Annotated in this window: 17 protein-coding genes; 12 read left to right on the top strand and 5 right to left on the bottom strand. The window is 33.9% G+C overall.

Annotation, left to right across the window (positions count from 1 at the left end; all coding sequences use genetic code 11):
• Positions 1–164 precede the first annotated feature (164 nt).
• Positions 165–1,064, bottom strand: a complete 900-nt coding sequence (locus tag LPB248_RS12825) for an alpha/beta fold hydrolase (protein ID WP_255462943.1) — start codon at positions 1,062–1,064, stop codon at positions 165–167.
• A gap of 7 nt (positions 1,065–1,071) precedes the next feature.
• The gene (locus LPB248_RS12830) at positions 1,072–2,364 is read right to left on the bottom strand and encodes an aminopeptidase P family protein (RefSeq protein WP_177211796.1); all 1,293 of its coding nucleotides are present in this window, start codon (positions 2,362–2,364) and stop codon (positions 1,072–1,074) included.
• 754 nt (positions 2,365–3,118) lie between these two features.
• Here LPB248_RS12830 and LPB248_RS12835 point away from each other — a divergent pair.
• Complete coding sequence (locus LPB248_RS12835; protein WP_177211797.1) at positions 3,119–4,162, top strand: hypothetical protein; 1,044 nt, start codon at positions 3,119–3,121, stop codon at positions 4,160–4,162.
• A gap of 70 nt (positions 4,163–4,232) precedes the next feature.
• On the opposite strand, the gene LPB248_RS12840 is transcribed toward LPB248_RS12835, so the two are convergent.
• Positions 4,233–4,637 carry a helix-turn-helix domain-containing protein gene (locus tag LPB248_RS12840; protein ID WP_177211798.1) on the bottom strand — a complete coding sequence of 135 codons (405 nt, stop codon included), beginning with the start codon at positions 4,635–4,637 and terminating at the stop codon, positions 4,233–4,235.
• A gap of 169 nt (positions 4,638–4,806) precedes the next feature.
• Here LPB248_RS12840 and LPB248_RS12845 point away from each other — a divergent pair, with 169 nt between their 5' ends.
• The 6 genes from LPB248_RS12845 to LPB248_RS12870 all read left to right on the top strand — a co-directional run bounded on the left by LPB248_RS12845 (position 4,807) and on the right by LPB248_RS12870 (position 8,250).
• Entirely contained in the window at positions 4,807–5,184 is a 378-nt protein-coding gene (locus LPB248_RS12845; protein WP_177211799.1) for a nuclear transport factor 2 family protein, read from the top strand.
• Positions 5,185–5,188: 4 nt separating this feature from the next.
• Positions 5,189–5,626: a GNAT family N-acetyltransferase gene (locus LPB248_RS12850; protein ID WP_177211800.1), complete on the top strand. Its 438-nt coding sequence runs from the start codon at positions 5,189–5,191 to the stop codon at positions 5,624–5,626.
• Between the two features lie 165 nt (positions 5,627–5,791).
• Positions 5,792–6,241: a GNAT family N-acetyltransferase gene (locus LPB248_RS12855; protein ID WP_177211801.1), complete on the top strand. Its 450-nt coding sequence runs from the start codon at positions 5,792–5,794 to the stop codon at positions 6,239–6,241.
• A 16-nt stretch (positions 6,242–6,257) separates the two neighbouring features.
• Entirely contained in the window at positions 6,258–6,998 is a 741-nt protein-coding gene (locus LPB248_RS12860) for a LytTR family DNA-binding domain-containing protein (RefSeq protein ID WP_177211802.1), read from the top strand.
• A 101-nt stretch (positions 6,999–7,099) separates the two neighbouring features.
• On the top strand, positions 7,100–7,654 hold the full coding sequence (locus LPB248_RS12865) for a hypothetical protein (protein WP_177211803.1): 555 nt from the start codon (positions 7,100–7,102) through the stop codon (positions 7,652–7,654).
• A gap of 224 nt (positions 7,655–7,878) precedes the next feature.
• Positions 7,879–8,250, top strand: a complete 372-nt coding sequence (locus LPB248_RS12870; protein ID WP_177211804.1) for a hypothetical protein — start codon at positions 7,879–7,881, stop codon at positions 8,248–8,250.
• A gap of 538 nt (positions 8,251–8,788) precedes the next feature.
• Here LPB248_RS12870 and LPB248_RS12875 read toward each other — a convergent pair.
• Entirely contained in the window at positions 8,789–10,150 is a 1,362-nt protein-coding gene (locus tag LPB248_RS12875) for a hydroxymethylglutaryl-CoA synthase family protein (protein ID WP_177211805.1), read from the bottom strand.
• A 355-nt stretch (positions 10,151–10,505) separates the two neighbouring features.
• Here LPB248_RS12875 and LPB248_RS12880 point away from each other — a divergent pair, with 355 nt between their 5' ends.
• From LPB248_RS12880 to LPB248_RS12900, 5 genes are all read left to right on the top strand, one after another.
• On the top strand, positions 10,506–11,171 hold the full coding sequence (locus LPB248_RS12880) for a succinate dehydrogenase cytochrome b subunit (RefSeq protein WP_111425173.1): 666 nt from the start codon (positions 10,506–10,508) through the stop codon (positions 11,169–11,171).
• Positions 11,172–11,182: 11 nt separating this feature from the next.
• A complete protein-coding gene (locus LPB248_RS12885; protein ID WP_177211806.1) occupies positions 11,183–13,183 on the top strand; it encodes a fumarate reductase/succinate dehydrogenase flavoprotein subunit in 2,001 nt (666 codons plus the stop codon).
• 95 nt (positions 13,184–13,278) lie between these two features.
• Entirely contained in the window at positions 13,279–14,025 is a 747-nt protein-coding gene (locus LPB248_RS12890) for a succinate dehydrogenase/fumarate reductase iron-sulfur subunit (RefSeq protein ID WP_177211807.1), read from the top strand.
• Between the two features lie 272 nt (positions 14,026–14,297).
• Positions 14,298–15,074, top strand: coding sequence for a DeoR/GlpR family DNA-binding transcription regulator (locus tag LPB248_RS12895; protein ID WP_177211808.1), 777 nt, complete (start codon positions 14,298–14,300; stop codon positions 15,072–15,074).
• 38 nt (positions 15,075–15,112) lie between these two features.
• A complete protein-coding gene (locus LPB248_RS12900; RefSeq protein WP_177211809.1) occupies positions 15,113–15,880 on the top strand; it encodes a nitrilase family protein in 768 nt (255 codons plus the stop codon).
• Here the strand turns inward: LPB248_RS12900 and LPB248_RS12905 are convergent.
• Positions 15,877–17,565, bottom strand: a complete 1,689-nt coding sequence (locus tag LPB248_RS12905) for an Ig-like domain-containing protein (protein WP_177211810.1) — start codon at positions 17,563–17,565, stop codon at positions 15,877–15,879. The two genes, LPB248_RS12900 and LPB248_RS12905, sit on opposite strands and share 4 nt — an antisense overlap.
• Positions 17,566–17,660 lie beyond the last annotated feature (95 nt).

Raw genomic sequence — 17,660 nt, forward strand, 5'->3', positions numbered from 1 at the left:
TTCTGCAGTTTTAATATATGTCACTCCTACGGAGCTTTTTTTATTTTTCGTTACTGAAATTCTATAAATATTTTACCCCGCTGGGGTTTGCTGATGGAATAGTTTTATGAATACTCCACCCAGCAACAAAAAAGCTGTCCTTTTGAGACAGCTTTTTTAAATTTTTATGATTTTAAAAATGAATTGATATCCGAGAAATACTTTTCTCTGGCATCAAGCCATCCGTAATGTTTAGAATGTTCTAATAAAATCAATTTTGAATTAGGAAAAGTCTGCTTTGCCAATTCTCCAATTTCATTACTGATAATATCTTCTTTTCCTTGAATGATTAAAACAGGATTTTTGAAATCTTTCAGTTTAGCTTTACAGTCAAAATTCATTTTCTGCATATCAGACCATAACAAACCATTAATTGTCGAATTTCCTTGAGTTAATCTTTCGGCAATTATCGGAATAAATTTCTGATCGTAAACATAAGCCGGAGCCATTGCGCGACCACGTCCAAGTTTTGCTTTATGCGAAGTATCTCCTTTTTCGATTTTGTCGTTCCAGTAATTCATAGAATCTTTTTCGATTTGAGAAAGATTCGATTCAATCAAATTTGGGCCTTTTAATAAAGACAAATCGACACCTCCCGAAGAAGATAAAATTAGTTTATTGATACTATTCGGATAAATTGTCGCGTAATACGAACCTAACATGCCGCCAAAAGAATGCCCGAGAATATTCCATTTTTTAATTTTAAGATGTTTTCTCAATGATTCGATATCATCTGCCATTAAACGCATCGAAATAGTCGTAGCGTCCAATTTTGAAAGTTTCGATTTTCCAGTTCCTCTTTGGTCGTAAAGAATCGTTTGTTGGCTTTCACCCAGAACTTTCGCCATATCTTCAAAACCATTACTGTTCATTCCAGGTCCGCCGTTTATAATTAAAAGCGGTTCGCCTTTTCCGAATGTCTTGTAAAAAGTTTTGCTTCCATCAGTATTTACGGCAAAACCTTCAGTCTGAGCAAAAATATTTGTCGCAACTAATAATAAACCAAAAAGAAAAATCTTTTTCATCAGGAAATTATTCATTCATCAACGTTTCAATCTCGTCTGCTTCAAGAGGAATATTTCTCATTAAGTTAAAAGGCTCTCCTTTTTCCTGAACCACAACATTATCCTCTAAACGAATTCCGAATTTTTCTGCTGGAATGTAAATTCCCGGCTCAACCGTGAAAACCATATTCGCTTTCATTGGTTCGTGAAGCAATCCGTAATCGTGCGTGTCAAGTCCCATGTGGTGAGAAGTTCCGTGCATGAAATATTTTTTATAAGCAGGCCATTCTGGATTTTCGTTCTGAACATCGGCTTTGTCTAATAAACCTAAACCTAATAATTCTGAAGTCATAATTTTGCCAACTTCAATATGATATTGTTTCCAAAGTGTTCCTGGCGTAAGCATTTTTGTAGCTTCATTTTTTACTTTCAAAACAGCGTTGTAAACCGCTTTCTGACGATCTGTAAAACGCCCAGAAACTGGAATTGTTCTTGACATATCGCTTGAATAATTAGCATATTCTGCAGCAACATCAAGCAAAATTAAATCTCCTTCTTTACATTGCTGGTTGTTTTCGATATAATGTAAAACATTTGCATTGTTTCCAGAAGCAATAATTGGGGTGTAAGCAAAACCTTTAGAACGGTTACGGATGAATTCATGAGCCAATTCAGCTTCGATTTCATATTCCGTAACATTTGGTTTTACAAATGATAATAATCTGCGGAAACCTTTTTCTGTAATATCACAAGCATGCTGAATCAAATCGATTTCTTCGCTTTCTTTTACAGAACGCAATCTTTGTAAAATTGGGTTACTTTTTGCAACATTGTGAGCTGGGTAACGCTCTTTCCACCATTTTACAAAACGAGCTTCGCGAGTTTCTGTTTCAACAGTAGCGCGGTAATGTTCGTTGGTGTTAATGTACATCGTATCGGCATACGTCATCATTTCGTTCAAAATCTTATGAAAATCCTGTAACCAATAAACCGTTCTAATTCCAGAAACTTGAAAAGCACGTTCTTTAGTCAATTTTTCACCTTCCCAAACTGCAATATGTTCGTTGGTTTCTCTTAAGAAAAGAATTTCTCTTTGGTGCTCATAAGGCGCATCTGGAAACAAAAGCAAAACACTTTCTTCCTGATCTACACCGCTCAGGTAAAAAATATCTCTGTGCTGTGCAAACGGCAAAGTACTATCGGCACTAACTGGGTAAATGTCATTTGAATTGAACACGGCAACTGAATTTGGTTTCATTTCTGCCATGAATTTTTTGCGGTTTTTTACAAAAAGAGCGCTGTTTATTTGATGATATTTCATAATTATTTCGTTTTTGAACTTCGAATTTCAAAATTAATGATTTTTGATTTAGTGGCGTATAGCTGATTTATTAAAGTTTTCTTATTTATTGTTTTTGCCATGAAGGCGATAAGACACAAAGTTTTTTTAACCGCAAAGGGCGCAATCCCGATAGCAATCGGGATACGCAAAGTGCGCAGGAGATTTTTGCTCGCAAAGACGCGAAGTCGCAAAGTTTTTTGTTGCGAAGAACACAAAGTTTAAGTTCTGTTTTGTCTTCCTGAGCGAAGTCGAAGGATCTGCGCAAAGCATTTCTTTAAATAGTGCTGAAATAATCTCGCAAAGTCGCTAAAGCGCAAAGTTTTTACCCAATCTTGTCATTTCGAGGAACGAGACTCGAGCGATAGCGAACAGGCGAAGCAAATCTCCACAAGTAACTCTACAAAGATTTAGACTCATAGTTTTGTCATCTCGACGAAGGAGAGATCACACTCGAAATTCCACAAAGATTGACGGTTTTGTTTCACGCAGATTTAGCAGATTTAGCAGATTTTTTCTTTTCAAACGCACAGAAATTTCCTCAATCTTGTCATTTCGAGGAACGAGAAATCTCCACAAGTAACTCCACAAAGATTGGCAATTTTATCTCACGCGGATTTTGAGAAATTTATTTTGTAAGAATATTGTGATTTGTATCGGTGTGTAATAATTGAAATACTACTTTAGCAACATAAATAAAAACTAAAAAAAAGAAGTGTATAAAACAAAACCATTTATGAAAATGAAAATACCAAAATTACTTTTATTCTTTATGCTGACTTTAGTTCAGTTAACAACTGCACAAACCTATGAATTGCACAATTCTATTAATTTTAATGATATTAATGATGGCCGAAATGTTCCTGACGGAATCACTTGGTTTAAACCAGATCCCTTTAGGTATGGGATATATAGAACAGGAGGGGCTTGGGTTGGGTCAAATTTTCAACAGTTAAAATTAGCTTTTGATACAGGAATTATTATTGATGGTGGATTTATGCACGGGAAAAGCGGTACGAGTATACAGCCAAATGATGGAAATGTTGGAATTGGAGTTGAAGTTTCAACAGCAAAACTTGAAGTGCGTGGTAATTCTGCAGTTTATAATGATTTTACGTCCTATTCAGGGACGACTGTAAATAATATTTTACCGAATGGTAAAGAGCCTACATTAGTTATTAGTGAAAAAGTCTCAGGAACAATGGCTTGGGCTGTTGATGGTCAATTTACATATCGTGGAGGATTGAGTTTTGGCAGGGGAGGTCCTGGAGTGTATTCTGTAAATCCTAACCCTGCAGGAAGTCCATTGTATGGAGATCTTCGTTTTCATACAACAGCTTGGAATGGTTCAGACTATAGTAATTACGATCGAATGATTATTACCCAACAAGGATCTGTTGGAATTGGAACAATTAATCCGGCCTATAAATTAGATGTTTGCGGTACAATTCGAGCAAAAGAGATAAAAGTTGATTTATTGGGAGGTTGTGATTTTGTTTTTGAGGACGATTATAAATTAATGGATTTGAATAAATTGGAAGAATTTGTAACTCAAAATAAGCACCTTCCGGAAATTGCGCCAGCAAAAGAAATGATTGCAAACGGACTTGAAATGAAAGAATTTCAAATGAAACTTTTGCAAAAAATTGAAGAATTAACTTTATATACAATAGAGCAAAACAAGAAATTGGAAAAGCAAAATAAGAAAAGTGAAAAACAAGAACAAGAATTAAAAATACTAAAAACCAAAATAAAAAAATTGGAGTCAGTAAAAAAATAGAATAACTAAAGAAAAACCGAAGCTTTAAAATTTCAAAGCTTCGGTTTTTTATTTTTATAAAAATAAATTTCTATTTCTTATCAAGTAACTTCTCCAAAAGAGCCACTTTTTCTTTTTCAGCTTGAATTAACTGTTGGTAAAGTTTTTTATTTTCTTCAAAAGTTTCAAGAAGTTTGTCCAACGGATTAAAAGTACATCCGAAACTAACAACTGAAGAACTATTTTCTGCGGTGTTTCCGATAATATTAAAAACAGCTTCTTCAGAGAAATTCTTAATTACTTCTGCTGGTACTCCCAAAGCTTCTGCAACTCTGCTTAGTTTTTCGTCATCAACGTTTTCACTTCCTTCAAGATTAGAAATAGATTGCTGACTAACACCAAGCGCAATAGCAAGCGCTTCCTGCTTCATATCTCTCAGTTCTCTAATTCGGCTAATGTTTCTACCGATATGTTTTGGTTTTATTGCTGTACTCATGATTCAAAGATATTTAAAATTCTTTTACATTTTTGGTTTATGCAGAAAACAAGTTTGCAGTTGCAAGTTCTTTTTTGTCGAGTAAAAATACAATTTTTCTGACTATCGAATTGGTTTTGAATTTAGAATTGTGTAATCTTGATGAAGTAATCTTTTTATAGAAAATAGCATGACCGAAAGAGAAAAAATAATCCAAAATTATATTGAAGCTTATAATCAGTTTGATACTGATAAAATGATTGCAGATTTTGACGAATCAGTTGTTTTTGAAAATATCCAAAATGGCGAAATCAATCTGACTTTGAATGGAATAAAAGAATTTACAGCTCAAGCCGAAAAAGCCAAAGAATATTTCTCGGCGAGAAAGCAAATTATTACATCATTCATTCATGATGAAATTACAGCAATAATTGACATTGATTATTATGCCGTGCTAGCAATGGATTTTCCAAACGGATTAAAAGCGGGTCAGGAATTAAAAATGAGAGGAAAATCGATTTTTCAGTTTTTAGATGATAAGATTGTCAAGTTGACCGATATGAGTTAAAGTTATGAGTCTAAAAGTAAACATCAGAAAAGTAGAAAATGAAGATCTAGACTTCATCTACAAAGCAATTTGTGAACTCGATAACGAAGTTTTAGATTTTGAAGTTTTCAAAATGATCTTTAATGAGAATATTTCAAACCCAAGAAACCTATATCTCATTGCCGAAAATGAAACTGTAGGTTTAGGATTTATTAGTTTTCACACACAAAATCTTTTACATCATTGCGGATTGGTGGGCGAAATTCAGGAGTTTTTCATTCATCAAAAATATCGTGGTCAAGGCGTTGGAAGAGTATTGATAAATGAGATTTTAGATTTTGCTGAGAAAAATGCTTTGAAAAGTGTCGAAGTAACGACAAATAAAAAGCGAGTTGAGAATGTAGCGATTTATGAGAATTTGGGTTTTACTTTGAGTCATAATAAGTTTACGATTTATAAATAAAGATGTTTTTTAACCGCAAAGTCCGCTAAGGTTTACGCAAAGTACCCAAAGTTTTGCGCTTAAAGCTTTGCGAATTTTGCGTTTATTTAGATAACTTAAATAGAAAACTTTGCGTGCTTTGCGGTTAAATTTCAAAGCTGACAAGAAAACTTATTTTTAAAACCAATGATAATTCAAAAAGCCAATATACTCGACAATGAAATCCTCACAACAATAACCAAAAAGTCAAAAGCATATTGGGGATATTCGGCAGAGCAAATTCAAAAATGGGATAAAAATTTAACCATTTCTCAAGATTATATTAGAGACAACAGCACATTCAAATTGCTAGACAATGATTTTATTGTAGGATATTATTCTTATGTTTTTGAAAATGAAAAGAATGTAAAACTTGATAATTTATTTATCTTGCCCGAATATATTGGTAAAGGATTTGGGAAATATTTAGTTCTGGATTTCTTAAATCGAATAAAAGAAGAGAAAGTAGAAAGAATAATTCTCGATTCAGAACCCAACGCCGAGGAATTTTATTCTAAAATGGGATTTATAAAAATTGGTGAATTTGAAACGTCAATAAAAAATCGTTTTATGCCCATTATGGAAATGAAACTTTAAAAATCAAATCGAAAAAGTGAAACAGCTAAACATTTCTATAAAACACAACTTAATTGTCGGTTTGCTGATTGGGTTATGGCTTTTCATTTTTGCTTTCATCATAAAACCATTTGACGACGGAACTATAAATTTCAGAGCGTGGTTTTTAATCAGTTTTGGTTTTAGTGTAATGGCATTTTTGTGCTATAGTCTTTTAGCTTTTATTCAAAAAAGCTTTTACGAAAGAATAGGGAAGTGGAATATCAGTTTAGAAATAACAGTCATTTTTCTGTTTCATTTACTTTATTTAATTGGTGTTTTTACTTTTTATAAAAGTCCAGTTTTAAATGGCGGATATGATTTTTTAGAATTCTTTTCGATAATATTTATAAAAGTCGCTTTGATTTTGACTCCATTAATTATTCTCGCAAGAAGATATTTAATCAAACTAATTCCGATAACGGACGATGTTTTACTATTTAAAGGAGAAAACAGATTAGACATTCTAAAAATCAAAAAAGCCGATTTGGTTTGTATTTCGAATGCACAAAATTATGTTGAGATTTTTTATCTCGAAAATGATAAACTTCATTCGAAACTTATTCGATCTTCGCTCAAAAAAGTTCAGGACGATTTCGATTTTTTAGTGCAAATTCATCGTTCGCATTTAATAAATCCGCCGCATTTTAAATCTTGGAGAAATTCGACCACAATTATTTTGACACAAATAGAACTTCCGGTTTCGAGAAATTATAAAGATGTTTTATTGGCATTATAATTTTGTACCTAAAACAATGCATTTCGTACCTAAGTCAATAAAATAGGAGTTTTAAGTACATTTTCATTCTAGTTTTGTTTCATCAATTTTTAAAACAAATTATGAAAACAAAACATTTCTGCACGATCGGATTGCTATTTTTCTTAGCTAGTTATTTATTATTTTCTAACATTTTTCCGAGTTTCAATACGTCGATAGATTTTGCGCATTGGTTCAATTTAATTGGAGCTTGTTTTTTATTGTCATTTAATGATGCATTTCCTAAAAGTAAAATAAGTGCTGTTGCTTCTGTACTGACAACTTTAGGTGTTATTGCCCATATCGGACTTTGTACAATCGATTTTATCATGTCAAGTTACGGAAATGACGAAATTGCAAAAGAGGCATTAAGCCAACATATTAGCAATTCTCCATTAATTTTTTATCCGTTTGTGGCTGTTGGACCGTCTTTGCTTTTTCTGGGCTTGGCTTTGCATGCGTTTGCTTTTATAAAAACCGAAATTGTAAAATCTTTAATGGTAATTGTGGGGGCGATTGCTGTTGGGATCTCTTTTTTTGTTTTGAAAAATGGCGTTTGGATGTTTTTAAGTTGTCTCGTTTTTGTTATAGGATTGGGTTTATTGCTTTACGTGCCACGACCTTTGTCAAAGTTTTAAACTTTGACAAAGGTTTTTAAACACAAAGTATATCATCCTGAGCGAAGTCGAAGGACACGTTAGTTGCTCGACAAAGATTTGATTATTGTTGCGGAGTTACTTGCGTGTCCTTCGACTTCGCTCAGGATGACAACTCCTTGATGTGAAAATAGAAAACGGAAGCATTTACTTCAGTTTTTTTATTTGAAATTCGTATTTTCGTTCCAGAAACTAAAACTTAAAGATTGAAAAAACATATAAAATACTTAATCGCACTCTTTCTGACTTTGGTCGTGATTGCGGGCGATGGTGCTTTATATTCTCAATCTAAATCGGCAGAATATTACGAATCTTCATTTGTAATTTTAAGAAGAGAATCAGATCTCAAAAGTTCTCGTTTATATAAATTCGGGCAAGCTGTTTCTTGGAACGAAATAAGATTTTCAGTTGTTTTGAATTTTCTTAAAACGGAAACTATTTTTACTTTTCAAATTAAGAAACTGCTGAGACTTCAAAATATAATTCATCAAAAATTAACTTCATTTATAAATCAATCTATTTTTATAAATGAAATAATCACTTCAAAATACTTCGATAAAAGTTTATACAACGCTTAAGAAGATCTATTTCTGAGCACAGATGATACAATAATGTCTAATCATTTATCATTTTAAAATGTATAAACAAAATAAAAAATCTCGTTTGGGGCAATCTGAGCGACCGCTTCTTCATTGGATAAAAAGAAAATTTATAATTATAATAACAGCCTTTATGTTAGGAATGGCAAACGGAATGCATACGGAAGACACTAGAATTAAAGGAAATCAAAATTATACTGAACAGCATAAGAAGGATTGATTTTTTCTGATTAGAAAATTAGTCAATGAGATAATTAGAGAATGCTTTCTATTTGTCGTGACCTTTGTCAAAGTTTTAAACTTTGACAAAGGTTTTTTGCGCACAATCTTGTCATTTCGACGGAGGAGAAATCTCAACAAGTAACTCCGTAACGAAAGTCAATCTTTGTCGAGCTTCTTGTGGAGATTTCTCCTCCGTCGAAATGACAAACTGGGGGTATAAAAACAAAAAACCGAAGCGATTTGCTTCGGTTTTTTATTTATTGGAATTTGGTCCCGATAGCTATCGGGATGGAATTTAATCAATCCATTTATAATATCTCGCCCCAATCAAAACAGGAATTTCTTTTTCGATCCTGTCTAAAACCCATTCGTTGTTAGGAGTTCTTACGCTTTGTTTTTGTTCTTTTTTATGAAGACTTTCGTAAGTGTTGAAATCAATTTCTAAGCTTTCGGCTAAGTTTTCAAAAAGTTTTACGTTTTCTAAAGCCGATTTCCATTCTGGCTGAATCGTTCCTTCAAAAACTTTCGATTTTGATCCGCTTCCGTAAGCTAAGAAACCGAATTTAGTTCCAGCTACTTCTTTATTTGTATCATAAAAATGAGCCAAAGTTGACAATAATCCCATGAAAATAGAACCTGTATAAAGATTTCCAATTAATGAAGAAGCCAATTCTGCAGGTTGTAATTTCTCGGTTACAAAACTTCTGTAATCATCAGATTTTGCCACTTCCTTAATTTTTGTCTGATAATCTGCTGGAGCAATATCATCAGCAATAATTTTTTCGGCGCTGTCTAAAGCGTAGATTTCAGATAACATTCTTCTTCCTTGAAAAGAATATGGCAAGTGCATTACAATACTGTGCCAAGTATTATATAAAGTTTCGGTAGTGTTTTTTAATTTTTTGAATGAAAAATACGCATTTCGCGTACGATCCATGTAACATTGATTCGAATATTGTCCGTCAAAAACAGGTTGGTCTTTATGGATCTCGATTTCGGCTTCTAAATTATCAAACCAAGAATCGTTGTTTGTGTTTTTGGTAATTTCCTCTTTAGAAATAGTTCTGTATGGTTTAAAGAAGTCGAAAACGCCTTTTGTGCTCGTTGCCCAATTGTCATCAAAAGCAATGATTTTTGGGTTTGAAGCAATTAACATGGCAACAGCTCCAGCTCCTTGAGTGTATTCTCCGCCAGAGTTTAAATCGTATTTTGCAAAATCAGAAGTAACTACAATTGCTTTTTTAGTCGGATTCAGTTTTACAAAATCTAGGCAGTTTTGCATCGCATCAACTCCACCAATACAGGCAAAAGTGAAATCTACAACATCACATTCTGCTAGAGAATCTTCACCAAATTTTTGCTCCATTAAACTAATTAAATAAGAAGCAATTGGTTTTGAGCTGTCAATACCACTTTCGGTACCAACGTAGATTCGGCTTATTTCTTTTAAGTCAATTTTATTATCAATGATAAGCTTGGTTAAAGCATTTGCTCCAAAAACAACCGCGTCCTGATGAACGTCTGGAAAAGTCATTTTTAGTAATCCAAGACCTTTTTCTAATTTTTCTGGTTCAATATTTCTGGCGATTGCCAAAGTTTTTATGGGTAAATGTATGTTTGCTACATCGAACGATATAGCATCAATTCCTGTTTTCATTCTTAATTTTTTGAGCCGCTAAAGGTAAAACTATGTTGCGGAATGACAATTTTTTACTTAGATAAAATTTCTGCCAACGAGCACTTTTGAAGAAAATAAATCAAAAGTTTGAATAAAATAACAATATGATAAATTTTTGGTAATCTACTTAGAATAGAATTTCCGCGCTATGGCTTAAAAAGCAGTATTTTGAAATCTACATAGTGAATTATTTTTTAGTAGCTTTATTATTGTACGTAAAAATACGTAGAATCGTGCTATTTTAAAATCATTATAAATAAGAGCGAAATGGTTGTAGTTCTTTTGTAATTGAATTATTTTTGTGTAATTTTTTAAAACAAACTACTTAACACTTATGGCACAATCTGCACTATTGAATGCTTCCATCTTAAAGAAAGTAGCTATGGCTCTTTCGGGAATATTCTTAATCACGTTTTTAGCGCTGCATGTTTCCTTAAATTTTATTTCTATTATTAGTGAAGACGTTTTCAATGAAGCTTCTCACTTTATGGGATACAATCCGCTGATTCAGTACGTAATGCAGCCAATTTTGGCAATTGGAGTAATTTTCCACTTCGTAATGGGATTTATTCTTACGGCTCAAAACAGCGCAGCACGACCAATCGCTTACGCTAAATACAACGGAGCTGCGAATGCTTCTTGGAGTTCTAGAAATATGATTATTTCTGGATTGGTTATTTTAGCTTTCTTAGGATTGCATTTTTATGATTTCTGGTTTCCTGAAGTTACCTACAAGTATATTGCGGGTACAGCGCCAGATGCTACAAGGTATTATGGTGAGTTGGTTCACAAATTTCACGACCCAATCCGTACAGCATTGTACTGTGTGTCTTTTATCCTTTTAGGATTCCACTTATGGCACGGGTTTGCATCTTCTCTTCAATCTGTAGGGATGCACAACAAATACTCAAGATTTTTATCAAAAGTAGGTTACTGGTTCGCAGTTGTAGTTCCAGCGCTTTTTGTAATTATCGCTTTATTTCATCATTTCAATAATTAATATCAATTATAATGGCATTAGATTCAAAAATTCCAAATGGTCCTATAGCGGACAAATGGACAAATTATAAAGATCATATTAATTTAGTAAACCCTGCTAACAAACGTAATCTTGATATTATTGTAGTTGGTACAGGTTTGGCTGGAGGTTCGGCTGCTGCTACTTTGGCTGAGTTAGGATATAACGTAAAAGCATTCTGTTTCCAAGATTCTCCACGTCGTGCGCACTCGATCGCTGCACAAGGAGGTATCAACGCAGCAAAAAACTATAAAGGTGACGGTGACTCTATTTACAGATTGTTTTACGATACTGTAAAAGGTGGAGATTACCGTGCTCGTGAGGCAAACGTTTATCGTTTAGCTGAGGTTTCAGGTAATATTATTGACCAATGTGTGGCTCAAGGGGTGCCGTTGGCTCGTGAATACGGTGGACTTTTGGACAACCGTTCTTTTGGAGGAACTTTGGTTTCTCGTACATTTTACGCACAAGGACAAACTGGACAGCAATTATTGTTAGGAGCTTATTCTGCAATGAACCGTCAAATTGGTCGTGGAAAAATTAAAATGTATAACCGTCACGAAATGCTTGACATTGTAATCGTGAACGGAAAAGCGAGAGGTATTATCGCTCGTGACTTAATTACAGGAAAAATAGAAAGACATTCTGCTCACGCGGTAGTAATTGGTTCTGGAGGATACGGAAACGTATTTTTCCTTTCAACAAATGCTATGGGAAGTAACGCAACAGCAGCTTGGAAAATTCATAAAAAAGGAGCGTTTTTCGCAAATCCTTGCTACACGCAAATTCACCCAACATGTATTCCAGTTTCAGGAGATCACCAGTCTAAATTGACTTTGATGTCTGAATCTTTACGTAATGACGGTCGTATTTGGGTGCCTAAAAACCTTGAGGATGCAAAAGCTATCCGTGAAGGAAAGAAAAAAGCAACTGATTTATCTGAAGATCAAAGAGATTATTTCTTAGAAAGAAGATATCCTGCGTTTGGTAACTTAGTACCTCGTGACGTTGCGTCTCGTGCGGCTAAAGAAAGATGTGACGCTGGTTTTGGAGTTAACAAAACTGGAGAAGCAGTTTACTTAGATTTCGCAGCAGCAATTAAGCGTTACGGAACTGAAGATGCTTATGTAAAAGGTTTAGATGATAAAGATGCTGCTTTGGTAACTAAATTAGGAGCTGCAATCGTGAAAAGTAAATACGGGAACTTATTCCAAATGTATTACAAAATCGTCGATGAAGATCCTTATACTACACCAATGATGATTTACCCAGCGGTTCACTACACAATGGGTGGAACTTGGGTTGATTATAACTTAATGACAACAATTCCTGGATGTTTCTCAATTGGAGAATCTAACTTCTCTGATCACGGAGCAAACAGACTTGGAGCTTCTGCTTTAATGCAAGGTTTAGCTGACGGATATTTTGTATTGCCATACACTATCGGAGATTATTTAGCTCCAGATATTAAAATGGGAGAAATTTCTACAGACTTGCCAGAATTCGTTGAAGCTGAAAAAGCGGTTGTAGATCAAATCAATAAGTTTATCAATAATAATGGTAAACATTCTGTAGATTATTTCCATAAAAAACTTGGAAAAATTATGTGGAATAAAGTTGGTATGGCTCGTAATGCTAAAGGTTTAACTGAAGCTATCGAAGAAATTGCTGCTTTACGTGAAGAGTTTTATAAAGATGTAAAAGTTCCTGGAGGTGCTTACGAATTTAATCAAGAATTAGAAAAAGCAACTCGTGTTGCCGATTTCTTAGAATTAGGAGAATTGTTCGCGAAAGATGCTTTACACCGTAACGAATCTTGTGGAGGTCACTTCCGTGAAGAATACCAAACAGAAGAAGGAGAAGCACTTCGTGATGACGAAAACTTTGCATACGTTGCAGCTTGGGAATACAAAGGAAAACCAAGTGACGCGGTATTACACAAAGAACCTCTTAATTACGAAAACATTAAATTAGTTCAAAGAAGTTATAAATAAGAATTTGGTCGAAAGCCCAAAGTCTTAAAGTCAAAAGGCAAAATGTGCCAAGCGACTTTCGACTTTCGACTTTATGACTTTCAAACGAAAAAGGTATGAAACTTACATTAAAAATATGGCGTCAAAAAAACGCTCAAGATAAAGGAGGGATTGTAGAATATCCTATCGATGGAATCGAGCCGGACATGTCTTTCCTTGAAATGTTAGACGTTCTTAACGAAGGTTTAATCAACAAAGGAGAAGAACCAGTTGCATTTGACCACGATTGCCGTGAGGGAATCTGCGGAATGTGTTCTTTATTCATCAACGGAGAAGCACACGGACCAGACAGAGGTGTTACAACTTGTCAGTTGCACATGCGTATGTTTAAAGATGGTGATACGATTTTTATCGAGCCATTTAGAGCAAAAGCTTTCCCAGTAATTAAAGACTTAGTTGTTGACAGAAGTTCTTTTGACAGAATTCAACACGCAGGAGGGTTTATCTCTGTAAATACTTCAGGAAATACAATCGACGCGAATACTATTCCAGTTCCAAAAGACGATGCAGATAAATCATTTGATGCTGCTGCTTGTATTGGTTGTGGAGCATGTGTTGCAACTTGTAAAAACTCTTCAGCAATGTTATTCGTTTCTGCAAAAGTTTCTCAATATGCATTATTGCCACAAGGTAAAGTTGAAGCAACGGATCGTGTTTTACACATGGTTCACCAAATGGATTTAGAAGGTTTCGGTAACTGTACTAATACAGGAGCTTGCGAAATCGAATGTCCAAAAGGAATTTCGCTTGAAAATATCGCACGTATGAACCGTGAGTATTTAGCAGCAAGCTTAAAAGGATAATACACAATTTAGTATATTTTAGAAAAACGCTTCCGTTACGACGGAAGCGTTTTTTGTTTTCTGAAACAGCGTAATTTATTTATAAATCCGTTTAAATCTATAAAAGGCTTCAATTTGTCTTAAAAAAAAGCTTAAAACAGTTGATTTTGAGTTTTTGATGCAAACGGGTTCTGTTTTGTTTTAAAGTGATCTAATGCGCTAATTTGATTTTTTGTTTCGATGAATTGTTTACTGAAATGTTTATTTTTGTAATTAGAAAAAAAATAATAGGCATGAGCACGGAAAATGAAGTTTTAAATTACAGTAAAGAAGAACGTAAAAATCATATTTTAAAAGAGATTAACCTGCACACTCGTGTAAGTTTTGAAACTCTTTCGGCTAAACTTGGTGTTTCTGAAGATACTGTTCGACGAGACATTAACGAGCTTGATGCCGATTCACTTTTAATCAAAGTAAAAGGTGGTGCGATGACCAAAGGATATCACTATTCGTCATCGAACCAAACTTATGCAGTAGAAGCAAAACAAGTTATTGCACAAAAAGCAGTAGATCTTCTGCATGACGGAATGGTTTTAATTGTGGATGGCGGAACAACTATTCGCGAATTCATCCGATTAATTCCAAACGATCTTAATCTGACTGTTTTTACGATCACGGCGTTAACGGCTGTCCAGCTTTTAGATAAACCAAATATCAAAACTATTATGATTGGCGGAAGCATTTCTTCTTATAGTCAGATGTGTGTGAGCGGAGAAGCTTTTCATCAATTGGCTAACATAAAAGCAGATCTTCTGGTTCTAGGAACAAATGCTTTAGATATAGATGGCGGTTATTCTGATTCTGACTGGGAAACTGTTCAGGTTAAGAAAGCAATGATTCAGGCTTCTAAAAAAACAGCGGTTTTAACTATTACAGAAAAGCTAAATACAGTTCTTAAAATGAAAATTGCTAGTTTGTCTGAGATAAATTATGTTATTACCGAAGAAGAACCAACACATGCAAAACTAAAATTATACAAAGGGAATTTTCCTGACTTGACTGTGATTTAATTTCAAAACCTGTTTTTTCTACTTATCCATAAAACAAGATGAAAATTGCTTTAATCCAAACTGATCTTTTTTGGCAAGATGCCAGTAAAAACCGAGAAAACTTCGATTCAAAAATCAATGAAATCGATTCGGAAGTAAATTTGATTGTGCTTCCAGAAATGTTTTCGACCGGATTTACAATGAACGCTTCTGAAGTTGCTGAAACGATGCAGGGCGAAACCATTGGTTGGATGAAATTTAAAGCAAGACAAAAAAAGGCTGCAATTACTGGAAGTGTTGTCATCGCAGAGAATGGAGAATATTACAATCGTATGATTTTTGTTTTCCCGTCAGGCGAAATCCAGTATTACGATAAACGTCATTCGTTCTCTCTGGCGGGCGAAGATAAAGTGTATACATGCGGAAATCAAAAAGTTATTGTAGACTATCTGGATTGGAAAATATGTCTGCAGGTTTGTTACGATTTGAGATTTCCGGTTTTTGTGCGCAATACAGAAAATTACGATCTGATTTTATATGTTGCCAATTGGCCCAAAGTGCGAACCAATGCTTGGGATGCTTTGCTAAAGGCGCGTGCTATTGAAAATCTTTCGTACGTAATTGGAGTAAATAGAATAGGGAAAGATGCTCACCATTTTGAACATATTGGACATTCGCAGGCGATAGATTTCTTGGGGAATTATATTTTAGAACCGCAAGAAAAAAATGGTGTCTTTGTCGTAGAATTAGACAAAAACACCATGTATGAAACGCGTAAAAAATTAGATTTTTTAAGCGATAAAGATCAGTTCGAAATCAAACTTTAAAACGCTTTCCGTTTCTTTTCTGCTTCTTTTTTCTTTTTATCGTCTTGTTTTTTCTCGACCTCAGGATTAAACGGAATGCTTAGGTCGATGGTTTCGTTCCTGTCCCAATTGGCACGGACATCAAATTCTTCCTGATTGTAAAACACTTCTTCGGCATATCTCTTTTCTAAGAAATTTCCAGTGTCGTACACTTTGTTTTTATTATCATCATAAATAATACGAACCGTAAACATATCAGGTTGCAACAAATTGAACTCTAAAGTAGTTGCGCCTTCAGAATATCCTTCGGCTAAAACAACATCTCCTTTTTTATTGGTCAATTCGACAATTATAGGGAAACGTTTTACATTTTTCAGATTCAAAATGATGTTTCCGTAATCGGCATATTCTTTAGTGCTGAGTTTGTATGATAAAGTATCGTTTGTTTTTTCGTAAAAATCGGTCAAAGCGCCTGGCAAGAACGTAAAGCTATATTTATCTAAAGGTTCTTTTTTAAAATCAAAATAAAGCTTTTGGTCAAATTCGTCGTATTCTGTCGTGTAAGGAACTGCAACAGAATCTTTGTTAACCAATTTGATTTTAGATTTATCAAATTTTACCAAAGGAGTTTCAGTTTCCAATGTAAAACGGTCTCTAAAATTAAGCTGGCCATTTTGCACTGCTTTAATATTTAAAGTGTCTTTTTTTAAGGCTTTAATTTTAAAAGAGAATCTCTTTTTGTAATCTCCTTTCTCAACTTCCATTGATAACGAATCGGCTTTTATAGGTTTGTACCAAACTTGAAGCGAATCCTTTTTAGGAAATTGCGTTACTATAGTTTCCAGAACTTCATTACCATTTTTTAGGATAATTTTTGGTTGTGATTTCTTAAAATTCTGTTTTCCTTCATACGGAAGATATAAACGGTTTCCAGAAGCCTGAATAGGTTTGAATGTTTTTAGCGGAAGCGTTTCTTTAAATAACTCTAATTCGTAAACAGTATCTGAAGGAACTGTGATATAATTTTTAAGGAAACCAATTTTATCGTCTTTTGGATTAAATTTATTGTTAGATCCTTTGTCTTTTAAAGCAACCAAAAGATATTTTCCTTCCTTTAAATTTTCAAACTGAAAAGTTCGCATACTATCTAAAGTATTGGTAATATAGCGTGGAAAATCTTTGTAAATGGTAGAATCTTTGAATTTATCATTTACTTCGTATAGCATTACAGAAACAAAATTGTCAACATATTTTCCGTAAGAATCTTTAATTCTTCCATTCAATTTAAGCGAATCAATATGTGATCCTGTTGAAAATATATATTTGAACTGATTTAGGGCATTTCCTTCATTGTTATCCTGAATTGCCTGCCCAAAATTTAAACTGTAAGTTGTGTTTGGCAGCAAGGTATCTCGAAGTTCAATCTTTATAAATTTGCTGACACCCATAGGAGTAATTAATGGCTCGTTTTTTAAAGGAGGAGAAATAATCAGCTGCTTGTTGGTGTTTTTAAGTTTGACATATTCGTCAAAATTTAAAGTGATTGTATTTCCTTTAAAATTGGTACTGAAATTTTTTGGAAAGCTAGATGTTAAAACAGGAGGTAATGTATCTTTTAAACCGCCGGTAATGCTGCCTCTTTTAGCGCAGCTTATCATTGATATTAAAACTATAAATGCAATATATTTTAGAGTGTTTTTCAACATAACGGTTTTTCAATTTGATTGCACAAAATAACGATTATATTTGCTTTAATTGAAATTTTTTATCCATTTATTAGGATTTATAACTTTTGCGAATC

The organism is Flavobacterium sp. LPB0248 (genome assembly GCF_013388355.1).
Taxonomy (GTDB): domain Bacteria; phylum Bacteroidota; class Bacteroidia; order Flavobacteriales; family Flavobacteriaceae; genus Flavobacterium.